The sequence below is a fragment of the Actinomyces sp. HMSC075C01 genome (assembly GCF_001812965.1).
Taxonomy (GTDB): domain Bacteria; phylum Actinomycetota; class Actinomycetes; order Actinomycetales; family Actinomycetaceae; genus Actinomyces; species Actinomyces acetigenes.
Genome location: NZ_KV810986.1, coordinates 1,953 through 15,969, shown reverse-complemented (window position 1 = coordinate 15,969; position 14,017 = coordinate 1,953). Strand labels below are relative to the sequence as shown.

The 14,017-nt window shown below is 69.6% G+C and carries 13 protein-coding genes; 7 read left to right on the top strand and 6 right to left on the bottom strand.

Annotation, left to right across the window (positions count from 1 at the left end; translation table 11 throughout):
• Nucleotides 1-31 precede the first annotated feature (31 nt).
• The 3 genes from trpS to glgX all read right to left on the bottom strand — a co-directional run bounded on the left by trpS (nucleotide 32) and on the right by glgX (nucleotide 5,396).
• Nucleotides 32-1,144 (bottom strand): tryptophan--tRNA ligase, encoded by a 1,113-nt coding sequence (trpS, locus tag HMPREF2883_RS05435; protein ID WP_070659489.1) that lies wholly within the window; start codon nucleotides 1,142-1,144, stop codon nucleotides 32-34.
• 63 nt (nucleotides 1,145-1,207) lie between these two features.
• Nucleotides 1,208-2,935 carry an alpha/beta hydrolase gene (locus HMPREF2883_RS05430; protein WP_070659487.1) on the bottom strand — a complete coding sequence of 576 codons (1,728 nt, stop codon included), beginning with the start codon at nucleotides 2,933-2,935 and terminating at the stop codon, nucleotides 1,208-1,210.
• Nucleotides 2,936-2,978: 43 nt separating this feature from the next.
• Nucleotides 2,979-5,396 (bottom strand): glycogen debranching protein GlgX, encoded by a 2,418-nt coding sequence (gene glgX / locus HMPREF2883_RS05425; protein WP_070659485.1) that lies wholly within the window; start codon nucleotides 5,394-5,396, stop codon nucleotides 2,979-2,981.
• 203 nt (nucleotides 5,397-5,599) lie between these two features.
• Here glgX and HMPREF2883_RS05420 point away from each other — a divergent pair, with 203 nt between their 5' ends.
• The 6 genes from HMPREF2883_RS05420 to HMPREF2883_RS05395 all read left to right on the top strand — a co-directional run bounded on the left by HMPREF2883_RS05420 (nucleotide 5,600) and on the right by HMPREF2883_RS05395 (nucleotide 10,282).
• Nucleotides 5,600-6,358, top strand: coding sequence for an electron transfer flavoprotein subunit beta/FixA family protein (locus HMPREF2883_RS05420; protein WP_070659483.1), 759 nt, complete (start codon nucleotides 5,600-5,602; stop codon nucleotides 6,356-6,358).
• A gap of 97 nt (nucleotides 6,359-6,455) precedes the next feature.
• Complete coding sequence (locus HMPREF2883_RS05415; RefSeq protein WP_070659481.1) at nucleotides 6,456-7,436, top strand: electron transfer flavoprotein subunit alpha/FixB family protein; 981 nt, start codon at nucleotides 6,456-6,458, stop codon at nucleotides 7,434-7,436.
• 104 nt (nucleotides 7,437-7,540) lie between these two features.
• On the top strand, nucleotides 7,541-8,257 hold the full coding sequence (locus HMPREF2883_RS05410; RefSeq protein WP_070659479.1) for a DUF4132 domain-containing protein: 717 nt from the start codon (nucleotides 7,541-7,543) through the stop codon (nucleotides 8,255-8,257).
• 71 nt (nucleotides 8,258-8,328) lie between these two features.
• Nucleotides 8,329-8,724 (top strand): GntR family transcriptional regulator, encoded by a 396-nt coding sequence (locus tag HMPREF2883_RS05405; protein ID WP_070659477.1) that lies wholly within the window; start codon nucleotides 8,329-8,331, stop codon nucleotides 8,722-8,724.
• Nucleotides 8,721-9,467, top strand: a complete 747-nt coding sequence (locus HMPREF2883_RS05400; protein ID WP_070659474.1) for an ABC transporter ATP-binding protein — start codon at nucleotides 8,721-8,723, stop codon at nucleotides 9,465-9,467. The genes HMPREF2883_RS05405 and HMPREF2883_RS05400 overlap by 4 nt, the downstream gene beginning before the upstream one ends.
• Nucleotides 9,467-10,282, top strand: coding sequence for a hypothetical protein (locus HMPREF2883_RS05395; protein WP_070659472.1), 816 nt, complete (start codon nucleotides 9,467-9,469; stop codon nucleotides 10,280-10,282). Before HMPREF2883_RS05400 ends, HMPREF2883_RS05395 begins: the two co-directional genes overlap by 1 nt.
• A gap of 100 nt (nucleotides 10,283-10,382) precedes the next feature.
• On the opposite strand, the gene mnmA is transcribed toward HMPREF2883_RS05395, so the two are convergent.
• Entirely contained in the window at nucleotides 10,383-11,567 is a 1,185-nt protein-coding gene (gene mnmA, locus HMPREF2883_RS05390; protein ID WP_070659470.1) for a tRNA 2-thiouridine(34) synthase MnmA, read from the bottom strand.
• A gap of 400 nt (nucleotides 11,568-11,967) precedes the next feature.
• On the opposite strand from mnmA, the gene HMPREF2883_RS05380 reads away from it, so the two are divergent.
• Nucleotides 11,968-12,264 (top strand): hypothetical protein, encoded by a 297-nt coding sequence (locus HMPREF2883_RS05380; RefSeq protein WP_070659465.1) that lies wholly within the window; start codon nucleotides 11,968-11,970, stop codon nucleotides 12,262-12,264.
• A 195-nt stretch (nucleotides 12,265-12,459) separates the two neighbouring features.
• Here the strand turns inward: HMPREF2883_RS05380 and HMPREF2883_RS05375 are convergent, their stop codons facing one another.
• Together HMPREF2883_RS05375 and HMPREF2883_RS05370 are read right to left on the bottom strand one after the other, a co-directional pair.
• Nucleotides 12,460-12,825 (bottom strand): DUF5655 domain-containing protein, encoded by a 366-nt coding sequence (locus HMPREF2883_RS05375; protein ID WP_070659463.1) that lies wholly within the window; start codon nucleotides 12,823-12,825, stop codon nucleotides 12,460-12,462.
• A gap of 37 nt (nucleotides 12,826-12,862) precedes the next feature.
• Nucleotides 12,863-14,017 (bottom strand): cysteine desulfurase family protein (locus tag HMPREF2883_RS05370; RefSeq protein ID WP_256277349.1); only part of this gene is annotated, 1,155 nt, incomplete at its 5' end.

Sequence of the window (14,017 nt, the reverse complement as noted above, 5' to 3'; positions counted from 1 at the left end):
TGGGCAGGTCGGTTCAGCGGCCGACAAGCCGTCAGTAGTTCATCTGCATGGCGGTGCGGACGTCGTCGAGCGTCCTGGTAGCGACCTCGTTGGCCCGGGCATTGCCCTGCCGCAGGACCTCCAGGAGGTAGTCCTCGTTGGCCGCCAGCTCGGTGCGACGGGCCCGGATGGGGGCGAAGAACTCGTTGACGGCCTCCGTGGTGACCTTCTTGAGCGTGCCCGCCCCGCCGTCGCCGATGCGCTCGGCGATCTCCTCGGGAGCGCCCGCCCCGCACAGGGAGGCCAGCATCAACAGGTTGGAGACCTCGGGCCGGTTGACCGGGTCGTAGGTGATGACGCGCTCGGAGTCTGTCTTGGCCTTCTTGAGGGCCTTGGCGGTCTCGTCGGCGCTCATGCGCAGCTCGATCGTGTTGCGCCGCGACTTGCTCATCTTCTCCCCGTCCAGGCCCAGCAGCATCGGGGCCTGGCTGAGCAGCGCCTCGGGGCGGCGGAAGACCGGGTGGTCCTTGACGGCCCGCCCGTAGCGCTTGTCGAAGCGCTGGGCGATGAGCCGGGCCTGCTCCAGGTGGGGGAGCTGATCCTTCCCGACGGGCACGAGGTTGGCCTGGCAGAAGAGGATGTCGGTGGCCTGGTGGACCGGGTAGGTGAGCAGCAGGCCGCTCATGGCCCGCCCGTCGGTGGCCTCCAACTCGGACTTCACCGTGGGGTTGCGGTGCAGCTCGGACTCGGTGACCAGGGACAGGAAGGGCAGCATCAGCTGGTTCTGGGCCGGGACCGCCGAGTGGGCGAAGATCGTCGAGCGCTGCGGGTCCACGCCCACCGCCAGGGCGTCGGTGACCAGGGACAGGACCCGCTCGCGAATGGGGCCGACGCCGTCGCGGTCGGTGATGACCTGGTAATCGGCCACGAGGATCCAGGTCTCCACGCCCGCGTCCTGGATCGTCTTCCAGGAGTGCATGGTGCCGAAGTAGTGGCCCAGGTGCATGTTCCCGGTGGGGCGGACCCCGGTGAACATCCGGTAGCGGCCGGGGTTGACGGCGATATCGGCCTCGATCTCGGCGGAGCGGGCGATGGATCGGGCCAGGGAAGCGTCATTGGTGGCGTTGGCCAGGGCCTCCTCGGCCGCGGTGGGAGTCTGAGTCATGGCCTCATCCTAGGGGGTGGTGGTGCTGTGACGGACTGGGGCAGGCGTTGCCCGGCCCCCGGCTCAGTCATCGGAAGGCTGAGTGGCCAAGGCGCGCTCCAGCTCCTGGCGGGCCTGGGCGACGCGCTCGGGAGTGAAAGAGCTGTCATGACTGATCAGGGCCAACCCATCGAGGATCTCGGCACCGTAGCGGTGCCCGTGCCCAGCAGGCACGTTCATCGCCCGCGGCAGGTCCGCGCTCACTTGGAAGAAGGTGATGTAGGGCATCCAGCGCATGGTGGGGGAGCGATCCTTCCCAGGCTGCTCCCGTAACCAGTCCGGTGTCTGACGGATCAGCCTCGGCGACCACCACACCACCGGGTCGCTCGCATGCTGGATGTAGAGGATCCTCTGGTCTCCCCAGGTGGTGTCGCCGGCGAAGGCCTCCATATCCTCCTGGTCCTGGGCGAAGCGCACCGTCAGGCCGGCCGAGTAGGTGGGGTCTACCTCCCCCGTGCCCGGATCGCGCCGCGTCACCAGGTCTTGCCACAGTCTCGAGGAGTTGGGCGGGCCCGCCCACAGGACGCCGTCGACCGAGTCCAGGACGTCGGCCAAGCTGTCGAAGGCTGCCTCACCGGCCAGCACTCCCATCGACTCCCCATACAGCAGGAGGCGGGGCCGGTCGCCTTCTGGAAGCGTCTTCCACCAGGCCACGACAGCCGTCACCAGCGCCTTGCCAGAGGCCCGGGCCTTGTCGGTGTCGGCGATGAACTGCACCCCTGAGGGCAGGTAGGAGTACTGGGCGGCCGCGATCGCCGTATCGCCGTCGTAGAGCACCTCCAGTGACAGAGCCGCCACTGGGTCCACCCAACCGGTCCCCGTCGTCGGGGCGATCATGATCGCCGAGCGGGAGGCCGCCCCGGTGCGCTTCAGCTCTTCGACGACGAGTGCGGCCCGTGCCTGGTCGCTTCCCGCGCTCTCCAACCCGGCGTAGACGCGGATCGGCTCACTGGCCGGCCGGGAGGTCACCTTCTCAAGGCCCTGCGCGTTCAGGCCCCGGCCCACAAAACGCTTGCCATAGGCCCCCAGGGACTCCCACGCCACGAGTGACTCCGGCGAGCCCGAGCGCTCGGCCGCCGTCGGCCGCGGCGTCGAAGGCGGATCCGCACTGTTGCGCACGGAGAAGGCCGACTCCGCGCCCCGGATGATGATGCCCGGGATCGCCTGGTTCACCAGCGTGAATACCAGTACGAGCACGATGATCCAGGAAGATACCGAGCGCACCGGCAGTGGCAGTCGCTGAGGCAGGTGCCGCTTCAGCCAGGCCTCCAGGTGCAGGAAGCCGCGCCCCACCATGACCAGGGCCATCCAGATGCTGAAGCCCACGGGGAAGACCAACAGGTACTGCGCGGGCGTGTAGGCGCGGTAGTCAGTCAGGGAGGCCACCTGCTGCTGCCAATGGACCGCCTGCAGCAGGATCGCGTTGAGTCCTAAAACCACGATAACGCTCAGCGTGATCTCCACCCGTCGCCTCCAGCGAGGCACCCAGGATGGCAGACTCCTGCCACTGGCCTCCCACAGGATCTGCACCACCTTGCTCACCCAGGTACGCCAGTTCCATGACAACCAGACGCCTACGAGGTAACCGGTTGCCGCGCACAGCCCGCAGGCCACCCCCTGGAAGAGGATGTCGCGGGGGATGAGCGACGGTGTCAGTGCCAGGACGAAGAACACTGAGCCCAGGACCAGTCCTACCGGGTCCGGCCGCAGACGGTCCCAGGCGCGTTCAACAGGGGGAGGAAACGTCAGCATCGGGCACCAGCCTATGCCGAATCAACTGTCTGGTGCGGCAGCCCTAGCTGGCACCGACCGCCTCGGTCTGTTCGGTCTGGGGACCCGCCTTGAGGGTCTCGAGCGGCTCACCGGAGAAGTAGACCCGAAGGGACAGCGCCTCCAGCATCGTCGTGTCGCCCGGGCGGTCGTGATGGCAGTCCGTGAGACTCTCAACGGTGTGACCCTCAGGGCTGCCCGCCACGGTCTTGACGTCCTTGACCTCGCCGGCGTCGTCCGTCTCGATGATGACGTCGGTCTGAGTGTCTTGGGGGCTTCGGCTCACGCGCCGCGCCTGGGAGAAGGGGGCGGTATGAGGCTGGGGGACCGCCCAGGTCGAGTCCCAGGCCAGGTGCCAGTCGGTTCCGCGCCCCTCGGGCAGGACGACGTCGACCTGGTCCAGGGCGCCGTTGATGACCACGAGCATGTCGTCGTCGTCCCAGGGGCGGCCCGAGCGCAGCATCTGGACCACGCGAGTGAGCGGGTCGTGCCAGGAGTCCCCGTCCATCGGTGCGGCGTCCGCCCGGTACCAGGCCAGATCCGCGATCGTGTCACCTTCAAGGACCTGCCCGGTCGCGAAGCGCGAGGGACGCGCCACCGGGTGGGTGTGGCGCAGGTGGATGAGGAAGCGCGTCGTGGCGACCAGGTCGCGCTGCCAGACCTCCAGGTTCCAGTCCACCCAGGAGAGCACGGAGTCCTGGCAGTAGCAGTTGTTGTTGCCCTGCTGGGTGCGCCCCATCTCGTCGCCGGCCACCAGCATGGGGGTCCCGGCGCTCAGCAGCACGGTGGCCAGCAGGTTGCGCATCGACCGGCGGCGCAGCACCTCGATCGGGCCACCGTTGATGCCCTCGACGACGTCTCCCTCAAAACCGTGGTTCCAGGAGCGGTTGTTGGAGTTGCCGTCGCGGTTGTCCTCCTTGTTGGCCAGATTGTGCTTGTGGTCATAGACCACCAGGTCACGCAGGGTGAAGCCGTCGTGCGCCGCCACGAAGTTGACCGAGCCCAGCGGGCCGCGACCGCCGGGGAACTCCCCGTGGCTGAACAGGTCCGCGCTGCCCGACAGGCGCGTCGCCAGGTCACGCAGGTCCGAGCCCAGACGGCCCTTGGAGATCTCTGAGGCGTCGTGCAACCAGAAGGAGCGCGTGGTGTCGCGGAAGTGGTCGTTCCAGTCCTGGAAGGGCTCGGGGAACTGGCCGGTGCGCCAGCCGCCGGGCCCCACGTCCCAGGGTTCGCTGATGAGCTTGACGGTGCTGAGCACCGGGTCCGTGGCGATCGCCGTGAGCAGCGGGTGGCGCGGCGAGAACTCCGCGGCATGGCGGCCCAGGGTGGTGGCCAGGTCGAAGCGGAAGCCGTCGACGCCGACCTCGGTGACCCAGTAGCGCAGCGAGTCCAGGGCCAACCGGATCGCCCCGGTGGCCCGGAAGTCCACCGTGTTGCCGGTGCCGGTGACGTCCATGTACTGCGCCGGCAGGTAGGGGGCGTGCAGGTAGTAGTCCAGGTTGTCCAGGCCGCGCAGGCTCAAGGAGGGGCCGTCGACACCGCCCTCACAGGTGTGGTTGTAGACGACGTCGAGCACGACCTCCAGGCCGACCTCGTGGAGCATGGAGACCATGCCGCGCACCTCGTCCAGGACCGCCTGTGGGCCGGCTGCACGCGCCGCGGCCGTGGCGTAGGAGGGCTCGGGCGCGAAGTAGCTGAGAGTGGAGTAGCCCCAGTAGTTGGTCAGGCCTCGCTTGATCAGGAAGGGCTCGCTCACCGAGGCGTGGATCGGCAGCAGCTCGATCGTGGTGATCCCCAGGCCCTTGAGGTGCTCGACCGTCACCGAGTGGGCCAGCCCCGCGTAGGTGCCACGAAGATCCTCGGGCACGCCCGGCAGCAGGTAGGTCAGGCCCTTGACGTGGGCCTCGTAGATGACGGTGCGCTCGCGAGGCACGCGCGGCCCCGGAACCACCGGGAAGGTGTCGCCGGTGACCACGCCGACGGCGGTGGCGCCGGCCGAGTCCAGGTGCGAGGGCCTCCAGGGCTCGGCCGCCGGAACCAGGTCGTCAGTGACCTCGTGGGCGTAGACAGCCGGCCCCAGATCCACTCGGCCGTCCAGGGCGCGGGCATAGGGGTCCAACAGCAGCTTGTGGGGGTTGTAGAGCAGGCCCTCGTGCGGGTTCCAGGGCCCGTAGGCGCGGTAGCCGTAGCGCTGACCGGCTCCGACGCCGGGGACGTGGGCGCTCCACAGGCCCCGCGAGGGCCCGTGCATCCCGATCCGGGTCTCCTCCACCACGGCGCCGTCGGCACCCATGGTCAGCAGGCACAGGTCCACGGCCGTGGCATGCGGGGCGTGGACCGCGAAGTCCGCGCCGTCTCCGTTCAGAGCGACGCCCAGGCTGTGGTCGGGAGCTGCTGGCAGCTCGGCGCGCGGTGCTGGGGCGGGCTCTGGCGTCGAAGACATGGGCCCATTGTCCTGGCGGCTGCCGGTTGCTACCACTTGAGGGGTAGTGAGGTCTCCCTCGTAGGAGTGCGCCGCGTCGCGTTTAGGTCACCGGGCGTGACGGCGTCGTCATCATTTCGTCGTTCCGATCCTCGTCCTGACGCCGTGTCAGGGTGACTGAGCGCTCAGTGGTGAGATGCCGCTGTTATGGCAACCTTGATCCCATGAGAATCGTGGTCTGCATCAAGCACGTTCCCGACGTGCAGTCCGAGCGTCGCATCGAGGACGGTCGACTCGTGCGCGGAGAGGAGGATGTCCTCAACGAGCTCGACGAGAACGCCGTCGAGGCCGCCGTCACCCTGGCCGAGGAGGCCGACGGCGAGGTCATCGCCCTGACCATGGGGCCTGAGAACGCTGAGGACGGGGTGCGCCGCGCCCTGCAGATGGGGGCCGACTCCGGGGTCGTCGTGGCCGACGACGACCTGGCCGGAGCCGATGTCGTCACCACCGCCCGGGTCCTGGCCGCCGCCATCGAGCGCATCGGCGAGGTCGACCTGGTTGTCACCGGTATGGCCTCCCTGGACTCCATGACCTCCATGCTGCCCGGCGCCCTGGCCGCCGCCCTGCACCGTCCGGCCCTGACGCTGGCCAACCATCTCGAGGTCGACGGCGGCGTCGTGACCGTCACCCGCACCGTGGGCACCGTCCGCGAGGTCCTCAGCGCTGCGCTGCCCGCGCTCGTCAGCGTCACCGACCAGGCCAACGAGCCCCGCTACCCCAACTTCGCCGCCATGCGCGCCGCGAAGAAGAAGCCCATTGACTTCTGGGACGCCTCCGAGCTCGGCCTCCAGATCGCCGAGCCGGCCGTCGCCGTCGTCGACGACGAGGCCCAACCCGCCCGTGAGGCCGGCATCATCCGCACCGACGCCGGGGAGGCGGGCCGCGAGCTCGCCGCCTGGCTCGTGGAGAACAAGCTCGTCTGACGGCCGGCCGCAGCGCCCTCACGTCCCCCAGCCGGGGCGCTGGACGCCGTCGCGCCGCCCGTCCGCCTCATACCACTCGCGAAAGAAGCTGATTCCCATGCTCGATGCCCCCCTGCTCGTCCTCGTCGACCTCGAAACCACCGAGGCCGCCCCCACCGGCCCCAGCCTGGAGCTGCTCACCGTCGCCCGGGAGCTGACCGGCGGCGACGTCGTCGCCCTGACCCTCCAGCCCCTGGGTGAGGCCGCCCGCGCGGCCCTGGCCGGCGCCGGCGCCACCCGTCTGCTTTCTGCCGACCTGGGCGAGGCCGCCCACCTGCCCGCCACCGCGGCCGACGCCGTCGTGGCGGCTGTCGGCACCGTCCAGCCCGCCGCGGTCCTGGTCGTCTCCGACTACCGCGGCAAGGAGCTGGCCGGGCGGGCCGCCGTCGTACTCGGCTCGGCCTGCGTCTGCGACGTCACCGCCCTGGAGGCCTCCGGCGCCGAGCTACGCGCCTCCAAGCTGGTCCTGTCCGGCTCCTGGTCCACCACCGCTGGCGTCGCCTCGGGCGGCAGCGCGCCGATCATCGCCGTGCGCCCCGGGATCGCCGAGGTCACCACGGCCGAGGGCGCGCCCCTGACGGCCGAGCCCCTCGAGGTCCCCGTGAGCGCCGAGGCCGCCGCCGTGCGCCTCGTCTCACGCGAGGCCACCTCCGTCGCCTCCGGCCCGGCCCTGAGCGAGGCGCGCACCGTCGTCGTGGGCGGCCGCGGTGTGGACGGCGACTTCGACCTGGTCCGCTCCCTGGCCCAGCCGCTCGACGCCGCCGTCGGAGCCACCCGCGTGGCCTGTGACGAGGGCTGGATCGAGCGCAGTGCCCAGATCGGTCAGACCGGCGAGACCATCTCCCCGCGCCTGTACATCGGCCTGGGCGTCTCCGGCGCCGTCCACCACACCAGCGGCATCCAGGGGGCCGGCACGGTCGTCGCCATCTGCGACGACTCCGAGGCTCCGATCTTCGAGATGGCCGACTTCGGCGTCGTCGGCGACGTCACCGAGGTCGTGCCCCAGCTCGTCGAGGAGCTCGCCAGGCTGCGCGGCTGAGCAGCTTCTCCGGTGCCCCAGTCCGGTGACCGTGAAGCCGTCCCCACTGGGGGTGAGGGTGAGCCAGGCCCCGTACTCGAGCTGGGCGGTGCGGCTTCGCCAGCATGCTCACGCGGGCTGTGGCCGCCGAGCGAGGTTGGAGTGAGGCTGAGCTCGGCGATCGCAGTATCCCCACGGCCGGTTTCGGGTCTGATGGGCTGCTGCACCTGTCCTATGGCGAGCGCGAGTTCCTGGGCCGACTGACCCCGGAGCTAACCATCGCCCTGACGGACTCCGACGGACGCGCGCGCAAGAGCCTGCCCGCCGCCCGCAAGAGCGAGGACGGCGAGCTCGTGGCGCAGACCAGGCGCCGCCTGACCTTTGCGCGCAAGGAGGTCGCCGCTGTGCTCAAGGTCCAGCGGCGGCGTCTGTATGAGGCCATGTGCATAGGGCGGTCCTGGCCGGCTCCCTTGTGGCGGGAGCTGTTCGCCGACCACCCCCTGGCCCGGCACCTGGCGGCTCGTCTGGTCTGGATGGCTCGTGGCCAGGACGAGGGCGTGGGAACCCGTGAGCCGGAAGCTGGCGGCCATGAGCCCCGGACCTGGACCTTCCGCCCCACTGAGGACGGCCAGCTTCTGGGAGCCGACGACGCCGTACTGGAGCTGTCCCCGGATGCCGTGGTCACACTGGCTCACGGGACGCTGCTGTCGGAGGTGGAAGTGGCCGATTGGCACGCGGGTGGTCCTGCCGATGAGGAGCTGCGGCCTGGAGCCCACGTGTGGGGCTCCAGGCCGTTCGGCTTGACGACACCTCCCGCCTGTGTCACTGTATTAGTGCAGTAATACAGACGGTCTAATGAAGTCGCCTGTGCTGCGCTCATGAGCACCACCCGTCCCCGAACATCAGGAGAGCCATGGATCTCGATGACTCCCGTCCGATCTGGGTCCAGCTGGCCAACGACTTCCGCCACCGGATCGTCTCCGGCCAGTGGCCCCCGGGCTCCAAAGTCCCCAGCGTGCGCGAGCTCGCCGCGAGCTCCGGCGTCAACCCCAACACCGTCCAGCGGGCACTGGGCGCACTGGACAGCGAGGGACTGACCGCGGCCGAACGCACCGCCGGACGCTTCGTCACCACAAGGGCGAGCGCAATCGACTCCGTGCGCCGAAGCCTGGCCTCCGGGGCCACGGACTCCTACATCGACACCCTCACCGCCATCGGCATGGACCTGGACCAGACCGCGGCGCTCCTGACCGAGCGCTGGTGGGCTCCTGATCGCCAGGGCCACCAGACCACAGGAGATGCGTCATGAGCGCACACACCCCCAACAGACCCACAACCATTCCCGCCCTCGACGGCGCCGACCCGCTGGTCGTCGTCGAGAACCTCACCAAGACCTACCGGGACCAGCATGCGCTGGACGGGCTGAGCCTCGAGCTGCCGCCCGGGCGGATCATCGGCCTCATGGGCTCCAACGGCTCGGGCAAGACCACCCTGCTCAAGATCCTCGCCGGGGTCCTGGCCGACTACGACGGCAGAGTCCGGATCGCCGGGCACGATCCGGGACCCGAGTCCAAGGCACTCGTCTCCTTCCTGCCCGACGCGAGCTTCCTGGCCCCCGGGCTGACCGTCCCGGCGGCCATCTCCCAGCACCGGCGTCTGTTCGCCGACTTCGACGCCGACAAGGCCGCCGAGCTGGTGCGCTTCTTCAGCCTGCCCGCCGACCGCACCCTGAAGGAGATGAGCAAGGGCATGGGGGAGAAGCTGCGCGTCAGCCTGGCCATGTCGCGCCGGGCCCGCGTCTACCTCCTTGACGAGCCGATCTCCGGTGTCGACCCAGCCGCCCGCGACGTCATCCTCAGCGGCGTCCTGCGCGACTTCGATCCCGAGGCGCTCATGCTCATCTCCACCCACCTCATTGCCGACGTCGAGCCCATCGTCGACTCCGTCGTCTTCCTCAAGGACGGCCACCTGCTGCTGGCGGGCGACGCCGACGACCTGCGCCAGGACTGCGGTATGAGCCTGGACGCCCTGTTCAGGAAGGAGTACCGCTGATGTTCACCGTGCTACTCATGGAGGAGGCTCGCACCCAGGCTCGGCGCAATGCCGGAGTCGTGGTGATCATCGGTGCGGTCGCGGTCGGCGCCATACTCATGAGCCTGCTCAGGCTTCCCGTGCTCTCCTCAATACTGTTGGTGTGCTCCTTCGTGGCGCTCGTGGCCATGCCCGCCGTCGTGAGTGTCCAGGTCGGTATCGAGTACTGGGCCTCCATGTACGGTGCTCGCGGCTACCTCACCATGAGCCTGCCGGTGAGGGGACGCGTCATATTCGCCGCCAAGACGCTGTACGCCGTCATTGCGGTGCTGGCGTCGGCCGTGGTGGCGACGCTCCTGATGATCGGCTGGTTCGCTGCCTACGCGCACCTGCTCGGTATGACGCTGGGAGATTTTTTCGAACCGGTGCGTCAGATGATCAGCATGGTGGGGACCGGCATGCTCTTCTTCTACGGGCTGACCATGGTGGAGGGTGTCGTCACGACGATCATCGAGGTCGCCGCGGTGATGAGCATCGGGGCGCAGGGGCGCTGGAACCGGTTCGGTTTCGGGGCGCCCGCGGTCGGCCTGGTCATCCTGTACATGGTCAACCAGTTCATGGCCCTGGTCTTCACGATGCTGCTGCCGCTGTCGCTCGATGTGACCAGCGGGCGGATCGTCACACGCATGATGCTCCCGCAGTTCATCGAGGCCGTCCGCGCGGACCAGGAGCCGCAACTGGTGGGAATCGGCACCGTCGTCATGGCGCCCATCCTGGCTGCGATCCTGGTCTGGTGGGCGGTGCGAGCCATTGAACGGCACACCTGCCTGCGCTGAACGCCCCTGACTGAGCCCGGCGCCAGGACGCCCGGGGCGCGGCGAGCCTGCCGTGGCCCGGGCGTTGCCGCGTCGACGGCGCCGAGGCCGGAAGGGGGCGTCAGATGACGGCGTGGCTGGAGGACTGTGTGGAGGCGACGGTCGCCTGGGCCAGGACCTGGTCGCCGTCGTCGCCGTAGACGACCAGGCTCTGACCTGCGGCCACGCCACGCAGGGGCGTGGCCAGCTCGGCGTGCAGGAGCCCGCGCGCCGCATCGACGCGGACCTTCGCCGGGACCGGGCGGCCGTGGGCGCGCACCTGAACGCCGGCCTCCGGCCAGCCGACGGCGGGGGAGCCGTCAGGATCGGTGCCGCCGGCTGCTGGGCAGGTGGCGAGCGGTTCGGGATCGGCGAGCAGAACGAGCCCGTCGCCGTCGACCGCGGTGCGGCTGAGCAGCTCCTCAGGTCCGACGACGACCTCGTTGGTGGCTGGGCGCGTCTCGATGACGTAGCGGGGGCGGCCGTCCTCGGCCGGGCGGGACAGGCCCAGGCCCTTGCGCTGGCCGACGGTGAAGCCGAAGTAGCCCTGATGGGTGCCCAGGACCTCGCCGTCGGGGGAGACCATGGCGCCCTGGCTGGCGCCGAGCGAGCGGGTCAGGAAACCACGCGTATCGCCGTCGGCCACGAAGCAGATGTCGTAGGAGTCCGGCTTGGAGGCCACCGGCAGGCCGCGGGCCTCGGCCTCGGCGCGCACCTGCGCCTTGGAAGGGGCGTCGCCCAGCGGGAAGAGAGCCCGGGCTAGGCCCTCGCGCCCGGAGACGGCCAGAACATAGGACTGGTCCTTGGCGGCGTCGACGGCGCGGCGCAGCGTGAGGCCCTCGGTGTCGCCGGGGCGGCCGGAGGAGGCGCCGCCGCTCAGGCGCGCGTAGTGGCCGGTGGCGACGGCGTCGAACCCCAGGGCCAGGGCCCGCTCGAGGAGGGCGTCGAACTTGACGCGCTCGTTGCAGCGCACACAGGGGTTGGGGGTGCGCCCGGCGCGGTACTCGTCGAGGAAGTCGGCCACGACGCGCTCCTCGAACTCCTCCGACAGATCCCACACGTAGAAGGGGATGCCCAGGATCTGGGCGGCCCAGCGGGCGTCGGCGGAGTCCTCGATGGAGCAGCAGCCGCGCGAGCCCGTACGGGTCTGGGCCCGGTTGCGGGTCAGGGCCATGTGGACGCCCACAACCTCATGGCCGGCGTCGACGGCGCGCGCCGCGGCCACGGCGGAGTCGACTCCACCGGACAGGGCGGCCAGGACGCGCACGGGGGGTCTCCTTCGGGTAGACGGGTAGCCGTTGCTACGGTCGTGGCAGGCTACCGCAGGTCGGTGGCGGCCAGGCAACCGGGAGAGCCCAGGGGACATCGTGGCGCCCGGCATGGACGGCGCTGAGGGAGGAGAGGTCATACCTGACGAGTGCGGCACTGGCACTGGCAGCTTCGCCCGGACCCTTCGCGATGAGCGCTGATGCTCAGGGTTCTTCCTTTTCCGTCGGGGGAGTGCAAGCGCATTCTCAGCGTGGCGGGTGAGCATGTGACGGTAGTCCTAGGCATGTTCCAGCAGCGCCTGACCAGCGGCGTCATGCGGTTCGTCGGGCTCGACTCGACGAAGGTGTGGCAGTCCGTGTCAGTGTGCTCATGCCTCATCGTTCACGAAAGGAGCTGAGATGTCCGATGCGTGGTTGGCCTTCTTGGTTATTTTCGCCATGCTGCTGGTGATCTGGCGGATAGCAGACAGTCGAGAGCGTCCGATGACGAAGAGCGAGCAGGAACGCATGTTCTTCCGGCAGACCTACAGCCTGTCGATCGATCGTATGCTCTCCGAGAGCCCGCTGGATCGTGACGAGGTGCGGCGCCTGCGCGACTCCGGGAGAAGCGACGGGAGTGCGCGAGCCATCAGGTACGTACAAGAATGGGACCCTGTTCCTCGGGAGATCGCCGCCCAGTTCGTCGACCGCGTGTGAGAGGGGCTGCGCTGGATCGGGAACTGCGTTCTCCGCCCAGGACGTACTTTTCCCCCACACGACTGCTGCCGGACACCAGTCGTTTGGGGGATAACGCAGTCCTCGATCAACAAGTACGTTCCCGATGACCAGGAACTCGAGCTCCAGAGCGGATGGCCGGCTGTCCGATGCTGTTGAGTGGCCGTTGAGGGGTGCTCACCGGGCGGCGAACTCGTAACCGGCGCGAATGAGGTCCTTGAGCCAGTCGCTCTGCACCGTCTCCATCGTCTTGACGACGACGTGGTGGTTCCACCTGTTGGCACTGACCTGGTCGACGCGATGGACGCGCGGCTCCTCCACGGGACGGTCGAGCCTCACGTTGAGGAACAGGGTGCCGTCGCCCGTCCTCTCATAGGCCCAGACCCACAGGAACTTCCGGTTGACGGAGAAGCTCACCTGGGCCGTCAGGTGCTTCGTGACAGAGCCGAGCGAGAGGGTGTAGGACTCGATCGCCGCGTACATGGCGGCCGATGCCGGCTTGCCGCCGAAGTCGCCGATCATCTTGTTGGAGGTGGTTGGCATGCGGTGCTCCTCGGTTGCTGTGTTGGACTGGATGCTGCTACGAGTGTGTCCCGGCCGCCTTGTGCGTCACCTTCCAGGTGCGTCTGGCACCCTCCAGGGCGGCGGGCAGGGCGGTGAGCAGGCGCTCGACGTCGTCGGGGCTCGTCTCCCGGCCCAGGGAGCAGCGCAGCGTGGAGCGGGCCGGTCCTTCCTTGAAGCCCATCGCCAGGAGCACGTGACTCGGCTGGGCGACCCCGGCGTGGCAGGCCGACCCCGCGGACGCATCGATCCCGGCCAGGTCCAGGGCCATGAGCAGTGCCTCGACGTCGGCCTCCTCGAACCACAGGTGCGCCGTGGAGGCCACATGATCGGCGTCCTCGGGCAACGTGGCGTGAACGCCCGGAAGCGCCCCGGCACCCTCCAGAATCCGGCGCCGCAGCACCGCCAGTCGGGCCTCCTGCTCCTGCTGTTCGGCGATCGCCAGCTCTACCGCCAGAGCCAGCGCTCGGGCTGCCACCACGTCCTGCGTGCCCGAGCGGATCCCCCGTTCCTGACGGCCCCCGCCCGTGGCCGGCGTCAACGCCAGGTCGCGGCGAAGCACCAGCGCTCCCACTCCCACCGGCGCCCCCAGTTTGTGCCCTGTCAGGCTCATCGCGTCCAGCCCCCAGCCGTGGAAGTCCACGGGAACCTTCCCCAGGGCCGCGACGGCGTCGGAGTGGACGGGTACGTAGCCGGCTTCCTCGGGGTGCCCGGCGCCGCTTGCCTCCCGCACGCGCGCCACCAGCACCGCCATGTCCTGGACGACTCCGGTCTCATTGTTCGCCGCCATGACCGAGACCAGGGAAGCGGGGGAGTGGCCTGCATCGGCTGCCGGCGCCACCGCCCGGGCCAGAGAGTCGAGCTCGACTCTCCCCGCGCCGTCGACCTCCAGCAGGCTCAGCCCCACGCCCAGCTCGGCCGCAGCGGTGCGCGCCGAGTCCAGCACCGCCGGGTGCTCGATCGGCGAGACCACCAGACGCCCGCCCGGCAGCGCTCGTGCCCGGCCCGAGACCACCAGGGCATCGGCCTCCGTACCGCCGGAGGTCAGCAGCACCTCGTGCGCATCCACGCCCAGAGCGCCCGCCAGGCGGGCACGCGCCTCCGCCAGCAGGGCCCCTACTCGCCTGCCCGCGGTGTGCTGCGCGCTTGGATTCGCCCAGCCACCGAGCCCACT

Bases quoted from the DNA above. Each gene is read 5' to 3' on its own strand.
- HMPREF2883_RS05405 (WP_070659477.1), top strand. From the start codon at position 8,329: ATGGATCTCGATGACTCCCGTCCGATCTGGGTCCAGCTGGCCAACGAC.
- HMPREF2883_RS05375 (WP_070659463.1), bottom strand. From the start codon at position 12,825: ATGCCAACCACCTCCAACAAGATGATCGGCGACTTCGGCGGCAAGCCG.
- trpS (WP_070659489.1), bottom strand. From the start codon at position 1,144: ATGACTCAGACTCCCACCGCGGCCGAGGAGGCCCTGGCCAACGCCACC.
- glgX (WP_070659485.1), bottom strand. From the start codon at position 5,396: ATGTCTTCGACGCCAGAGCCCGCCCCAGCACCGCGCGCCGAGCTGCCA.
- HMPREF2883_RS05400 (WP_070659474.1), top strand. From the start codon at position 8,721: ATGAGCGCACACACCCCCAACAGACCCACAACCATTCCCGCCCTCGAC.
- HMPREF2883_RS05420 (WP_070659483.1), top strand. From the start codon at position 5,600: ATGAGAATCGTGGTCTGCATCAAGCACGTTCCCGACGTGCAGTCCGAG.
- HMPREF2883_RS05415 (WP_070659481.1), top strand. From the start codon at position 6,456: ATGCTCGATGCCCCCCTGCTCGTCCTCGTCGACCTCGAAACCACCGAG.
- HMPREF2883_RS05410 (WP_070659479.1), top strand. From the start codon at position 7,541: ATGCTCACGCGGGCTGTGGCCGCCGAGCGAGGTTGGAGTGAGGCTGAG.
- HMPREF2883_RS05395 (WP_070659472.1), top strand. From the start codon at position 9,467: ATGTTCACCGTGCTACTCATGGAGGAGGCTCGCACCCAGGCTCGGCGC.
- HMPREF2883_RS05380 (WP_070659465.1), top strand. From the start codon at position 11,968: ATGTCCGATGCGTGGTTGGCCTTCTTGGTTATTTTCGCCATGCTGCTG.
- HMPREF2883_RS05430 (WP_070659487.1), bottom strand. From the start codon at position 2,935: ATGCTGACGTTTCCTCCCCCTGTTGAACGCGCCTGGGACCGTCTGCGG.